11 protein-coding genes are annotated in these 12491 nt (G+C 63.8%); 4 read left to right on the forward strand and 7 right to left on the reverse strand.

All coding sequences use genetic code 11. The features are described 5' to 3' along the window. Nucleotides 1–3 precede the first annotated feature (3 nt). The 5 genes from ehuD to ehuR all read right to left on the reverse strand — a co-directional run bounded on the left by ehuD (nucleotide 4) and on the right by ehuR (nucleotide 4824). Nucleotides 4–663 (reverse strand): ectoine/hydroxyectoine ABC transporter permease subunit EhuD, encoded by a 660-nt coding sequence (ehuD, locus tag ACFSOZ_RS02430; protein WP_372953253.1) that lies wholly within the window; start codon nucleotides 661–663, stop codon nucleotides 4–6. Nucleotides 664–679: 16 nt separating this feature from the next. After that, on the reverse strand, nucleotides 680–1339 hold the full coding sequence (gene ehuC, locus ACFSOZ_RS02435; RefSeq protein ID WP_379093194.1) for an ectoine/hydroxyectoine ABC transporter permease subunit EhuC: 660 nt from the start codon (nucleotides 1337–1339) through the stop codon (nucleotides 680–682). Between the two features lie 171 nt (nucleotides 1340–1510). Then, on the reverse strand, nucleotides 1511–2362 hold the full coding sequence (gene ehuB, locus ACFSOZ_RS02440) for an ectoine/hydroxyectoine ABC transporter substrate-binding protein EhuB (protein ID WP_111546174.1): 852 nt from the start codon (nucleotides 2360–2362) through the stop codon (nucleotides 1511–1513). Nucleotides 2363–2465: 103 nt separating this feature from the next. Beyond that, nucleotides 2466–3257, reverse strand: a complete 792-nt coding sequence (gene ehuA, locus ACFSOZ_RS02445) for an ectoine/hydroxyectoine ABC transporter ATP-binding protein EhuA (RefSeq protein WP_379093198.1) — start codon at nucleotides 3255–3257, stop codon at nucleotides 2466–2468. Nucleotides 3258–3438: 181 nt separating this feature from the next. After that, on the reverse strand, nucleotides 3439–4824 hold the full coding sequence (gene ehuR, locus ACFSOZ_RS02450; protein WP_379093201.1) for a MocR-like ectoine utilization transcription factor EhuR: 1386 nt from the start codon (nucleotides 4822–4824) through the stop codon (nucleotides 3439–3441). 83 nt (nucleotides 4825–4907) lie between these two features. On the opposite strand from ehuR, the gene ACFSOZ_RS02455 reads away from it, so the two are divergent. The 4 genes from ACFSOZ_RS02455 to ACFSOZ_RS02470 all read left to right on the forward strand — a co-directional run bounded on the left by ACFSOZ_RS02455 (nucleotide 4908) and on the right by ACFSOZ_RS02470 (nucleotide 9562). Then, nucleotides 4908–5399: an Lrp/AsnC family transcriptional regulator gene (locus ACFSOZ_RS02455; protein ID WP_379093204.1), complete on the forward strand. Its 492-nt coding sequence runs from the start codon at nucleotides 4908–4910 to the stop codon at nucleotides 5397–5399. A 130-nt stretch (nucleotides 5400–5529) separates the two neighbouring features. Beyond that, nucleotides 5530–7023 (forward strand): NAD-dependent succinate-semialdehyde dehydrogenase, encoded by a 1494-nt coding sequence (locus tag ACFSOZ_RS02460; RefSeq protein ID WP_379093207.1) that lies wholly within the window; start codon nucleotides 5530–5532, stop codon nucleotides 7021–7023. Between the two features lie 37 nt (nucleotides 7024–7060). Then, a complete protein-coding gene (locus ACFSOZ_RS02465; RefSeq protein WP_379093210.1) occupies nucleotides 7061–8440 on the forward strand; it encodes an aspartate aminotransferase family protein in 1380 nt (459 codons plus the stop codon). A gap of 18 nt (nucleotides 8441–8458) precedes the next feature. Next, entirely contained in the window at nucleotides 8459–9562 is a 1104-nt protein-coding gene (locus ACFSOZ_RS02470) for an alcohol dehydrogenase family protein (protein ID WP_379093213.1), read from the forward strand. Between the two features lie 476 nt (nucleotides 9563–10038). Here the strand turns inward: ACFSOZ_RS02470 and ACFSOZ_RS02475 are convergent, their stop codons facing one another. Together ACFSOZ_RS02475 and ACFSOZ_RS02480 are read right to left on the reverse strand one after the other, a co-directional pair. Beyond that, nucleotides 10039–11058, reverse strand: coding sequence for an NADP-dependent oxidoreductase (locus tag ACFSOZ_RS02475; protein ID WP_379093216.1), 1020 nt, complete (start codon nucleotides 11056–11058; stop codon nucleotides 10039–10041). A gap of 25 nt (nucleotides 11059–11083) precedes the next feature. Continuing rightward, nucleotides 11084–12406: an LLM class flavin-dependent oxidoreductase gene (locus ACFSOZ_RS02480; protein ID WP_379093219.1), complete on the reverse strand. Its 1323-nt coding sequence runs from the start codon at nucleotides 12404–12406 to the stop codon at nucleotides 11084–11086. Nucleotides 12407–12491 lie beyond the last annotated feature (85 nt).

The raw sequence follows: 12491 nt of genomic DNA on the forward strand, positions 1-12491 counted from the left end.
GAACTACCTCTCGATCTTGCCGTAGCGGCGTTCCAGCCAACGCAGCAGCACGACCGAACAAAGACTGATGGCAAGGAAGAAAGCACCCACCAGCGTGATCGGCTCGATGTAGCGATAGTAGGTGTTGGCGACGCTTTTCGCCTGGTTCATCAGCTCCAGCACGGTGATCGCCGAGAGCAGCGGCGTTTCCTTGAACATGGCGATGAAATAATTGGCGAGCGCCGGGATCATCGGTGGGATGGCCTGCGGTATGATGATGTGGGTCCAGGTCTGCCTGGCGTTCAGATTGCAGGCCTTGGCGGCCTCCCACTGGCCACGCGGCACATTGTCGATGCCGGCGCGATAGACTTCCGCCGTGTAGGTGCCGTAGTGCAGCCCGAGCCCGATGACACCGGCGACCAGCGGCGGCAAAAGGATGCCGATGTCGGGCAGCACGTAGAAGATGAAATAGAGCTGCACGAGCAGCGGCGTGCCGCGGATGAACTCGGCGAGAAAACCGACCGTGCGCGATAGTGCCCTGTTGGGCGAGCGGCGCGCCAGCGCAATGCCCAGCCCGACGATCGCCGCCAGCACCGAGCCGAGCAACGTTGCCAGGATGGTGATCTTCACCCCCTGGATCAGCGTCGGCATGATTTCCCAGACGAAGTTCCAATCCCATTCCATCAGCAGGCTCCGGCCATCAGACGCGCACTCCGTCGAGGCCGCGCGCCATGCGGCGTTCGAGCGAGCGCACGCCCCAAGAGATGAGCAAAGCGAGGATGAAATAGATGATCAGGATGGTGGTGAACGGCACCATGGTGTTGCCGGTCTGGGCGCGCACCACCTGCGCCTGGAAGGTCAGGTCGGTGAGCGAGATCAGCGACACCACGGCGGTCGCCTTGAGCAGTTCGATGGCATTGTTGCCGAACGTCGGCAGCATCACCAGCAGCGCCTGTGGCAGGATGACGTGGCGCATGCCTTGCCAGCGGCCAAGATTGAGCGCGATGCAGGCCTCGTTTTGCTCACGGCCGATCGACTGGATGGCGCCGCGCACCACCTCGGCGGCATAGGCGCCGACATTGAGGCCGAGCGCCAGCACGCCGGCCTGCAGCGGCGTCAGCGATATGCCGGCAAAGGGCAGCACGAAATAAGCAAAGAACAACTGCACGAAGATCGATGTGCCACGGAAAAATTCGATATAGACGGTGGCGAGCGCCCGCAGCACGAAGAAGCGCGACAGCCGCCCCATGCCAGCGAGAAAGGCCATGATCAGGGCAAGCACCGACCCCATCAGCGTCAGCTCGATGGTGACAAGCGCTCCCTGCAATATCAGGCCGAAATAGCCGGACCACTGGGTCATTTTATCAGAAGTTTCCAACGTTGGTTTTGGGCCTCTTCTCCCCGTCTACGGGGAGAAGAGGCCGGCAGGCAGATGAGGGGCGGAGCCAGCTTGGGCAGAACTGAGCGCCGCCCCTCATCCGTCACTTCGTGACACTTTCTCCCCGTGAACGGGGAGAAGGAAAAAGGCGCCCTACTTCGCCGCGCAGAGCTTGTCGCGCGTCGTCGACATCGCCGCCGCCGCCGAGAAACCATAGGGCTCGATGATCTTGGCGAACTCGCCGGACTTCTTCAGTTTGGCCAGCTCGACGTCAAAGGCGTCGCGCAGCGCCTCGTCACCTTTCTTGAAGGCGGCGCCGTCGCAATAGACCGGCGCACCCTGCACCGGAGCGATGACTTCGAGGTTGGGATCGGCGGCCTTCTTGACCAGGTCGTTGATCGACAGAACCGGCAGCGAATAAGCATCGATGCGGCCGTCCTGCAGCATCTTCACGCCGCTCTGGCCATCCGGCACGACGATGACGCGTTCGCGCGGCACGCCGGCATTGAGCGCCAGTTTCTCTTCGGTGCCGCCGCCCGGTGCGCCGATTGTGGCGGTCGCGTCTTTGGCGACATCCTCATAGCTCTTGAAGCCCTTCGGATTGCCCTTCTTCACCAGCATCGCCTCGGCGTCGCATAGAACCGGCTCCGAATAGGCAACGGCGGCGCAGCGCTCCGGCTTCATGAACAGGCCGGCGGTGACGACATCGAAGCGGCCGGCCTGGAGGCCGGGGATCATGGCGCCATACTCCGAGATCGAGGCGACGATGTCGGCGACGCCGAGGCGCTTGAAGATCTCGCGCGCCACATCCGGCGCCGCGCCCGAAACCTTACCGTCAGCGGCGACCGCCGTATAGGGCGGCTCGTTGGCGATGGCGACGCGGGCGAAGCCTTGCGCCTTGAGTTGTTCGAGCTTGCTGTCGTCGGCCGAACCCACGCTCGAGGCGGCCAGCACCGCCGTCAGTGCAAGGCCGGCGACGCCAGCCAGAATGCCAAGTTTCTTCATTGTTCCCAACTCCTTGTTTCTTGTCTTGCTTTTGTCACGCGGCGGCGTTGCCGCCGGTTTTTCTAATCAAGGGGCGGCTTTCGCCGCCCCGGGGGCATGACGGTCAGACGCGATGTCCGGCCGCGATGATCTTCTTCAGGAAGCCCTGCGTGCGCTCCTGCTTTGGATTGCGGAAAATCTCGTCGGGTTTGCCTTCCTCGACTATCTTGCCGCGATCGAAGAACAGCACCCGGTCGGCGAAGTCGTGGGCAAAACCCATCTCGTGCGTGACCAGCAGCATGGTCATGTCAGTCTCGGCGCAGAGGCGCCACAAGACGTTGAGCACCTCCTCGACCAGTTCCGGGTCGAGCGCTGACGTCACCTCGTCGAACAGCATGATCTTCGGCTGCAAAGCGAGCGCGCGAGCAATCGCCACGCGCTGCTTCTGGCCGCCGGACAGCTGCGCCGGCATCGCCTTGGCCTTGTCGGCCATGCCGACCATGTCGAGCAGGTCCATCGCCCGCTTTTCGGCGGCGGCGCGCGGCATGCCCTTGGTGAGCATCGGTGCCAGGGTGACGTTGTCTATGACGCTCTTGTGCGGAAACAGGTTGAACAGCTGGAAGACCATGCCGATCTTCTGCCGCATTCGGGCCAGGTGCCGCTCGTCGGCAGGCAACAGCTGGCCATTGCGCTCCATGTGGTAGAGTTGTTCGCCATCGATCTGGATGTGGCCGGCATCGATGCGCTCGAGTGTCATCAGGATGCGCAGGATCGTCGTCTTGCCCGAGCCGGACGGCCCGATCAGCGCCAGCTTCTCGCGCGGCATGACCTGCATCGACAGGCCGTCCAGCACCTTGAAGCTGCCGAAGCTCTTCGAGATGCCGTCGATCTTGATGATGGGCGCTGGTGCGGACAAATGAATTTCCCCGTGCTGGAGAAGCCTGTGCCCTTAACGATGCGGAACCTGCCAAATCATGTCAATTGGGAAAATAATATCATGACAATATTTATGATTCCCCACAATTCGGGAGCAATCCCGGTTGGCTTCTTGTGCATGCCGTTATCCCAAAACCGCTTCGCACTTTTGGGCGGCATGCTCATATAGCGAGCAGGAGATGTTCCGGATCGCCAAGCAAAAGCTTGGTGACAACGCCGAGGCCGGCGCGCAGTTCCCCCTCGGTGGTCGAGCCCAGCGAGATGCGTACGGCCGGATGCCATGGTGCGTCGGAAATACGGAAGGAGGTGCCGGGCGCGATCGCCACACCTTGCAGGCGGGCCTGGGCGACGAAACTTTCCTCGGCGCGGTCGGCGGGCAGTTGCAGCCAGACATGCAGCCCGTCGCGCCGGGCGCGATAGTCGACGCCTGCCAGCACCTCCGCCGCGATATCCTGCCGCCGCCGCAATGCCGCGCGCTGCCAGCGGACAAGCTCCATCGCGGTGCCGTCGGTGACCCATTTGGTGGCGATCTCGGCCACCAGCGGCGTCGCCATCCAGTTCGAAACCAGATGCCGGTTGGCGACGGCGGCGACATAGCGGTCGGGCGCGGCGAGATAACCGATGCGCAGGCCGGGCACGGTGATCTTGGTGAAGGAGGTGACGTAAAGCGTGCGCTCCGGCGCAAAGGCAGCAACCGGCGGCGGCCGGTCCTCGACCAGGGGGCCGAGCACATCGTTCTCGATAATGGCGATGTCGTGCTTGCGCGCCACCGCGGCGATCTCAGCGCGGCGTGCGGCATCCATCAGCGTCGCCGTCGGGTTGATCACCGAGGGCTGCACGAAGACGGCGCGGATGTCGGACAGCCGGCAGGCTTCGTCCAGGGCTTCGGGAATCAGGCCGTTGCCGTCGATCGGCAGGCCTTGAAGGTTGAAGCCGAGATAGCGGGCGAGCGGCACCAGCGTATGGTGGCCGATCGCCTCGGTGGCAACCGTCGAGCCGGGCGGCGCCACGCTCATCAACGCCACCGTCATGCCGGCGGTGGCGCCATTGGTCAGGCTGATGTTCTGCGCGGAGATGTCGAGCCCGCACAGTTTCAGCCATTCGACCGCCACCGCGCGATGACGTGGAAACACCATATTGGGCCGGAACGACAGCGCCGAACTCGACGGCAGGTTCTCGGCCAACCAGCCCAGCGCCTGCTTCAGCCGCTCCAGATGCATCGGTTCGCAGACCGGCTTCAGGATCGAGAGGTCGATGACCTCGCCTAGACGCTCGGGCAGGTATGGCGGCTCAGGTTCGCGGCGTTGCGTCTGGACGAAGCTGCCGCGACCGATCTCGCCCGAAATCAGGCCGCGGCGGATCAGTTCCTCATAGGCGCGGCTGACCGTCTGTACCGAAAGTTTGAGGTCGTCGGCCAGCCGCCGATGGGTCGGCAGCCGCGCACCATTGGCCAGGCGTCCGTCATGGATGGCGCGCGCGAACTGGTCGGCCAGCGACTGATAGGCCGGCCGCCGGATGAGCGCGGGATCGGGTTGCCACAATGTCATGACTTATTAGAGATCGAAATCAGTGCAATTGACAATCGAAATAATGCGCCGTCATGGTGAGGTCTACGAAAAAGTGGACGCTGATGACTGCTGCGAAACTCGACCCGATCGACCTGAAAATCCTCGACGCCATCCAGCGCGACGGACGCATCACCAAGCTGGCGCTGGCCGAACAGGTCGGGCTGTCGCCGACGCCGTGCTGGATGCGGCTGCGCAAACTGGAAAAGGCGGGCATCGTCTCGGGCTATCACGCCCGGATCGCCATGCGCGTCGTGGCGCCCGTCGCCACCGTGCTGATGGAGGTGACGCTCGCCAGCCATCGCCAGGCCGATTTCGACCGCTTCGAGCGTGCCATTCGCGACATTCCCGAGATCGTCGCCTGCTGGTCGGTGGGCGGCGGTGTCGACTATGTGCTGAAGGTGATGGCGCGCGACATCGATGCGTACCAGCGCCTGGTCGATGGCTTGCTCGACCGCGAAATCGGCATCGACCGCTACTTCACCTACATCGTCATCAAGACGGTCAAGGACGAGGTCGCGCTACCGATAGCCGACCTGTTGCCTCCATCGCCGTAGGGCTGGAGAGATCGCCTGCCGGCGCGGCACAATAGAGAGAGTCTCTCTACGGGCGGGCATCCAAACAGCCTCTCTGTCCGCATAGGGCGGATAGTCTTCCCGCATCAGTCCGAACCGGGAGGCCTCGACCATGTCCGCGCATTTCGCCCGCTCACATCGCCACGAAGCGCTCGATCGCCTGGCCGACCGCCGGCTGCTGCGCGAGCTCGCCTATGTCGACGGTCACTGGACGGCGAGCGAGGCGGCCGAAAGTTTCGAGGTCACCGATCCGGCAACCGGCACCACCGTTGCCTTCGTCGCTGCGCTCGATGCACGCCAGACGACAAAAGTGGTCGATGCCGCCGCGCGCGCCTTTCCGGCCTGGCGGGCGCTGCTGCCGCAGGAGCGCTCGAGTATCCTGCGAAAATGGTTCGAGTTGATCGTCGCCGCGAAAGACGACCTCGCTCTGCTGATGACGCTCGAACAGGGCAAACCGTTGCAGGAATCGCTGGGCGAGATCGACTATGCCGCCTCCTTCGTCGAATGGTATGCCGAGGAAGCCAAGCGTCTAAACGCCGAGAGCGTCACCAGCCATCTGCCGAACGCGGAAATGATGGTGCGGCGTGAGCCGCTCGGTGTCGTCGGCGTGGTCACGCCGTGGAATTTTCCGTCGGCGATGCTGACCCGCAAGGCCGCGGCAGCGCTTGCTGCTGGCTGCACCATCGTCGCGCATCCCTCCTCGGAAACGCCGCTGTCGGCACTGGCGCTGGCCGAACTCGGCGAGCGCGCCGGGCTGCCGGCCGGAGTCTTCAACATCGTCACCGGCAAGGCTTCGATCATCGTCGGGCGGATGTGCGAAGATCCGCGCGTCCGCGCCATGAGCTTCACCGGCTCGACCGAGATCGGCAGGCTGATCGCCGCGCAGAGTGCACCGACGATGAAGCGGCTGGTGATGGAGCTTGGCGGCCATGCGCCGCTGATCGTCTTTGCCGACGCCGATCTGGACAAAGCCGTGGGCATCGCCATCGACGCCAAATTCGCCACCTCGGGCCAGGACTGCCTCGCCGCCAACCGCATCTATGTCCAGCGTCCGGTCTACGACCGCTTCTGCGCCGCCTTTACCAGGCGCATCGAGGCGCTGCGGACCGGCAATGGCCTTGCCGAGGGCATCGACATCGGGCCACTGATGCATGAGCGCGCCGTCAAGAAGGTCGAGGAACAGTTTGCCGACGCGCTGGCCCACGGCGCGCGCTGCCTCATTGGTGGCAGGCGGCACCAAGCCGGCCCTCTGTTCTACCAGCCGACGCTGCTGGCCGATGTCGCTGACGAGGCGCTGATCATGTGCGAGGAAACCTTTGGCCCGGTCGCCGCCGTGACGCCGTTCGACAGCGAGGACGAGGTGATCGGCCGCGCCAATGCCACCGAATATGGGCTCGTCGCCTATGTCGTGACCGAGAATGGCGCCCGGCAGCAGCGTATGGGCCGCGCGCTCGACTACGGCATGGTCGCCATCAACCGCGTCAAGATCACCGGCGCGCCGATCCCGTTCGGCGGCGTCAAGCAGTCCGGCATCGGCCGCGAGGGCTCGCGCCACGGGCTCGAAGCTTTCACCGATCTCAAATATCTTTGCCTCGATGTAGCCTAGGCTGCGCCGGAATCGTCCTTTCTTCAGGAGTAGAAAAATGCTCGACCAGTCCAACGAACTCGCCGCCTGGGATCGCGATCACTTCTTCCATCCCTCGACGCATATGGGCACGCATGCGCGCGGTGAATCGCCAACCCGCATCATGGCCGGCGGTGAAGGCGTCACCGTCTGGGACAACAATGGCAGGAAGAGCATCGATGCCTTCGCCGGCCTCTATTGCGTCAATGTCGGCTATGGCCGCCAGAAGATCGCTGATGCCATCGCTGCTCAGGCCAAGAACCTGGCCTATTACCACGCCTATGTTGGCCACGGCACAGAGGCGTCGATCACGCTTTCCAAGATGATCATCGACCGCGCGCCGCGAGGCATGTCGCGGGTCTATTTCGGCCTCTCCGGGTCCGACGCCAACGAGACCAACATCAAGCTGATCTGGTACTACAACAACGTGCTGGGACGGCCGGAGAAGAAGAAGATCATCTCGCGCTGGCGCGGCTATCACGGCTCGGGCGTGATGACGGGATCGCTGACCGGGCTCGACCTGTTCCACAACGCCTTCGACCTGCCGCGCGCGCCGATCCTGCACACCGAGGCGCCCTACTACTTCCGCCGCGCCGACCGCTCGATGAGCGAGGAACAGTTTTCGCAGCACTGCGCCGACAAGCTCGAGGAAATGATCCTGGCCGAAGGCCCCGAAACCGTCGCCGCCTTCATCGGCGAGCCGATCCTCGGCACCGGCGGTATCGTGCCGCCGCCCGCCGGCTACTGGGAAAAAATCCAGGCGGTGCTGAAGAAATATGATGTGCTGCTGGTCGCCGACGAAGTGGTGACGGGCTTTGGCAGGCTGGGCACCATGTTCGGTTCCGACCACTACGGCATCAAGCCGGACCTGATCACCATCGCCAAGGGCCTGACCTCGGCCTATGCGCCACTGTCGGGCGTCATCGTCGCCGACAAGATGTGGCAGGTGCTGGTGCAGGGTTCCGACAAGCTCGGCTCGCTCGGCCATGGCTGGACCTATTCGGCGCATCCGATCTGCGTTGCCGCAGGCGTTGCCAATCTCGAACTGATCGACGAGATGGACCTGGTGACAAATGCCCGCGAGACCGGCGCCTATTTCCGCGCCGAGCTGGCCAAGGCCGTCGGCGGCCACAGGAATGTCGGCGACGTGCGCGGGGACGGCATGCTGGCGGCGGTCGAGTTCGTCGCCGACAGGGACGACCGGGTGTTCTTCGACGCCTCGCAGAAGATCGGACCGCAGGTGGCGACGGCGCTTGCAGCGAGCGGCGTCATCGGCCGCGCCATGCCACATGGCGACATTCTCGGCTTCGCACCGCCGCTCTGCCTGACCCGCGAGGAAGCCGACATCGTGGTGGCCAAGACGGCGGATGCGGTGAAGAGCGTGTTTGCCAATCTCTGAAATCGACCTGTGAATGCCATGACCAAGACCCTCCCCGCCACCATGGCCGCCTTGCTTTTGACCGGGCACGGCGGACCGGAAAAACTCGTCTACCGCAGCGATGTGAAAGTGCCCTCGCCCGCATCGGGTGAAGTGCTGGTCAAGGTCAGCGCCTGCGGCATGAACAACACCGATGTCTGGGTGCGCCAGGGCGCCTATGGCACGGAAGAGGACGCGGCGGCGGTGTCCACCTGGCGGCGCCAGGGCAACACGCTGACCTTCCCGCGCATCCAGGGCACCGATACGGTCGGCCAAATCGTTGCCGTCGGCGACGGTGTTTCGCCGGACCGTATCGGCGACAGGGTGATGGTCGATTTCTCCATCTACAACCGCGACGACGATTCGCTGGCCGACATCGACTATATGGGCCATGGCCGCGATGGCGGCTACGCCGAATACCAGGCCGTGCCGGCCGAGAACGCCCATGTCGTCGACACGACCTTGAGCGACATCGAGCTTGCCACCTTCTGTTGCGCCTACCTCACCGGCGAACAGATGCTGGAGCGCGCCGGCCTGAAGGCTGGCGAGCGCGTGCTGGTCACCGGTGCGTCAGGCGGTGTCGGCTCCGGCATCGTGCAATTGGCACGGGCGCGCGGCGCCATTCCCTATGCCGTGGTCGGCAAGGGCAAGGAACAGGCGGTGCTCGACATCGGCGCCGAGGCGGTGATCACCCGAGGCGTTATCGACCTGCCGCAAGCCGTCGCCACGGCAACCGGCGGCCAGCCGATCGACGTGGTGGCCGACCTCGTCGGCGGCGCCATCTTCAACGACCTCCTGCGCATCCTGAGACCCGAGGGCCGCTACACGACTGCCGGCGCGATCGCCGGCCCGGTCGTGCAGCTCGATCTCAGGACGATGTATCTCAAGCAGTTGCAGTTGCATGGCTCGAGCCAGGGCACGCGAGCGGATTTCCGCCGCATCGTGCGCTACATCGAGGAGAAGAAGATCCGGCCGCTGGTCGGCGGCGTCTACAAGCTCTCCGATTTCCACCACGCGCAGGCGGATTTCATCGCCAAGGCTTTCGTCGGCAAGCTGGTGGTGGTGCCGGACGCCATGTGGAAAAGCGGGCCCGATCTCAAGTAAGATGGCGACGCCGTAACGTGCGGAGTTGATGTCGCCATTGACGCTCACGGAGGACGAGGTGGCCGAGGGCGTGGCAATCGTCGACGTGAATGCCGGCAAGGTCCCGGACGCGGATGTCGCTTCCTTCATGATGTGGTGAAGCAAGAAGCTCATCGGCTTCCGCAGGACGGACAAACCCCAGGCTCAATCCACACATCACGGCATGGCTATGCTCACCTGCCTGCCCGCAGTGGTATTCGCACTTCCCGGGCAGCACAAAAATGGAATGCAGCACCCTGCCAGCCAGTCGGCTCGCGGTTAACATCAGGCATTGAACGGGAACTTGCAGGAAGCACACAAATGTCTGCGCAATCCGCGAATGTCGTCAGCCTGGATGCTTTCCGTCATGCCCGGAACGCAGAATTGGCATGACATTTCGCAGCGGGCCGCCGCCACAGAAATTAACCTGACAGCCTCGACCTTGTCGTCCGGGCTGATTATCCCGCGACCCGCACGACAAGCTTGCCGAAATTCCTGCCGTCGAGAAGGCCAAGAAAGGCCTGCGGCGCGTTCTCTATGCCATCGACGATATCTTCCCTGTATCGAACCCGCCCGGATGCTATCCAATCGGCCATGTCGCGATAGAATGCCGGGCGCTGGTCGACGAATTCGCGCTGGATGAACCCCCTGATCATCAGGCTGCGGTGGAGCACCTGCTGCATCAGCGTCGGCAGCCGGTCGATGCCGGAATCCGCGATGACATTGTATTGCGCGATCAACCCGCAGACCGGCACGCGGGCAAAATCGTTCAACAGGGGGAACACCGCATCCCAGACAGGACCGCCGACATTCTCGAAATAGATGTCGATGCCATCAGGGCAGGCGACCTTCAACTGCTCGGCAAAATTGTCGGCCCTGTGATCGACGACCGCATCGAAGCCGAGTTCCTGTCGCACGAAAGCGCATTTGTCAGTGCCGCCGGCGATGCCAACGGCACGCGCCCCCTTGATGCGCGCGATCTGGCCAACGGCTGACCCGACCGCGCCGCTGGCCGCCGCCACGACCACCGTCTCGCCGGGCTTTGGCTGTCCGATGGTGAGCAAGCCGGCATAGGCCGTGAAGCCCGGCATGCCGAGCACACCAAGTGCCGTCGTCACGGGCGCCGCCGCGGGATCGAGCTTGCGCAACCCGACACCGTCGGACAGCGCAAAACTCTGCCATCCGGAATGGGACAACACGATATCCCCTACAGCAAACTCCGGATGGCGAGAGCTAACGACGCGCGCAACGGTACCGCCTTCCATCACGCCGTCGACATCGACCGGCCTGGCATAGGATCTGGCGGCGTTCATGCGCCCGCGCATATACGGATCAAGCGACAGATAGAGGATCTGCAGCAGCAGTTCGCCCTCACCCGGCTGGACGACGTCAACGGTCTCGATGCGGAAATCGCCTGGCTTCGGCCGGCCTTGCGGTCGCGCCGCGAGCACGATGCGGGTGTTCGTCTGGATCGGCATTGGAGACCTCTTTGCGAAGGACGTTCTATTCGAAAAACCGGTTGGGTGGCCGCTTCAGGCCAAGATTTTCGCGCAGCGTCGTTCCCTCATACTGCCGCCTGAAGATGCCTCGCCGCTGCAGTTCGGGCACCACCTTCTCTACAAAATCGTCGAGCCCGGCGGGCAGATGGGGAAACATGATGTTGAACCCGTCAGAGCCCTCTGTGACCAGCCATTCCTCCATGTCGTCGGCGATTGTTTCAGGCGTGCCCACGAAAGCAAGGCCGGAATAGCCGCCCAGCCTCTGCGCAAGCTGCCTGACGGTCAGGCTCTCGTTGCGCGCCAGTTCGATGACGCGCTCGCGGCCGCTTCTGCTGGCATTGGTCTCGGGGATTTCGGGCAACGGCGCGTCCGGGTCAAAACCGGATGCGTCATGCCCGATCGCGATCGACAGCGAGGCAATGCCGCTCTCGTAGTAGACGAGGCTGTCGAGCTTCGCCCGCCTGGCCTGCGCGTCCTCGACGCTGTCGCCGACGACGACAAACGCGCCGGGCAGGATCTTGATATCGTCTCGAGCGCGGCCGAGCTTTTCGGCGCGGCCCTTGACGTCGGCAAAGAAACGCTGGCCCGCGGCGAGATTGGCATGCGCGGCGAAAATCACTTCCGCCGTTTCCGCCGCCAGTTGCCGCCCCGCCTCCGACGCGCCGGCCTGGACGATGACCGGCCAGCCCTGGATCGGCCGGGCGATGTTGAGCGGCCCGCGCACCGAAAGATGCTCGCCCTTGTGATCGAGCACATGCAATCTGGAAGGGTCGAAATAGAGGCCGCTTTCGGCGTCGCGGATGAAGGCATCGTCGGCGAAGCTGTCCCACAGGCCGGTGACGACGTCGTAGAATTCCCGCGCCCGCCGGTAGCGCTCGTCATGCTCGACATGTTCGTCAAGGCCAAAGTTGAGCGCCGCGTCAGGGTTGGACGTAGTGACGATATTCCAGCCGGCGCGCCCGCCGCTGATATGGTCCAGCGAGGCAAAGCGGCGCGCGATGTGATAGGGCGCGTCGAACGTCGTCGATGCGGTGGCGACCAGCCCGATGTGATCGGTGACGGCTGCCAGCGCCGACAGCAGCGTGAACGGCTCGAACGACGTGACCGTGTGGCTGCGCCGCAGCGCCTCGACCGGCATGTTGAGAACGGCCAGATGGTCGGCCATGAAGAAGGCGTCGAACTTCGCCGCCTCCAGCGTCTGGGCGAAGCGCTTCAGATGCCCGAAATTGAAATTGGCGTCGGCATAGGCACCCGGATAACGCCAGGCGCCGGTGTGCAGGCTGACAGGACGCATGAAAGCGCCGAGCCGCAATTGTTGCTGGGTCATGAAAGTCGTCCTGGCAGATGAATACAATCGAGCACATCGCTCGAATCCTGGTCTTTAGGATCGGACGGTCCGCCCAACTCGGGAA

The sequence above is a fragment of the Mesorhizobium newzealandense genome (assembly GCF_042682145.1).
Lineage (GTDB): Bacteria > Pseudomonadota > Alphaproteobacteria > Rhizobiales > Rhizobiaceae > Mesorhizobium > Mesorhizobium newzealandense.

Coding starts and splice junctions, on each gene's coding strand:
- ehuD (WP_372953253.1), bottom strand. CDS start 663: ATGGAATGGGATTGGAACTTCGTCTGGGAAATCATGCCGACGCTGATC.
- ehuC (WP_379093194.1), bottom strand. CDS start 1,339: ATGACCCAGTGGTCCGGCTATTTCGGCCTGATATTGCAGGGAGCGCTT.
- ehuB (WP_111546174.1), bottom strand. CDS start 2,362: ATGAAGAAACTTGGCATTCTGGCTGGCGTCGCCGGCCTTGCACTGACG.
- ehuR (WP_379093201.1), bottom strand. CDS start 4,824: ATGACATTGTGGCAACCCGATCCCGCGCTCATCCGGCGGCCGGCCTAT.
- ACFSOZ_RS02455 (WP_379093204.1), top strand. CDS start 4,908: ATGACTGCTGCGAAACTCGACCCGATCGACCTGAAAATCCTCGACGCC.
- ACFSOZ_RS02460 (WP_379093207.1), top strand. CDS start 5,530: ATGTCCGCGCATTTCGCCCGCTCACATCGCCACGAAGCGCTCGATCGC.
- ACFSOZ_RS02465 (WP_379093210.1), top strand. CDS start 7,061: ATGCTCGACCAGTCCAACGAACTCGCCGCCTGGGATCGCGATCACTTC.
- ACFSOZ_RS02470 (WP_379093213.1), top strand. CDS start 8,459: ATGACCAAGACCCTCCCCGCCACCATGGCCGCCTTGCTTTTGACCGGG.
- ACFSOZ_RS02475 (WP_379093216.1), bottom strand. CDS start 11,058: ATGCCGATCCAGACGAACACCCGCATCGTGCTCGCGGCGCGACCGCAA.
- ACFSOZ_RS02480 (WP_379093219.1), bottom strand. CDS start 12,406: ATGACCCAGCAACAATTGCGGCTCGGCGCTTTCATGCGTCCTGTCAGC.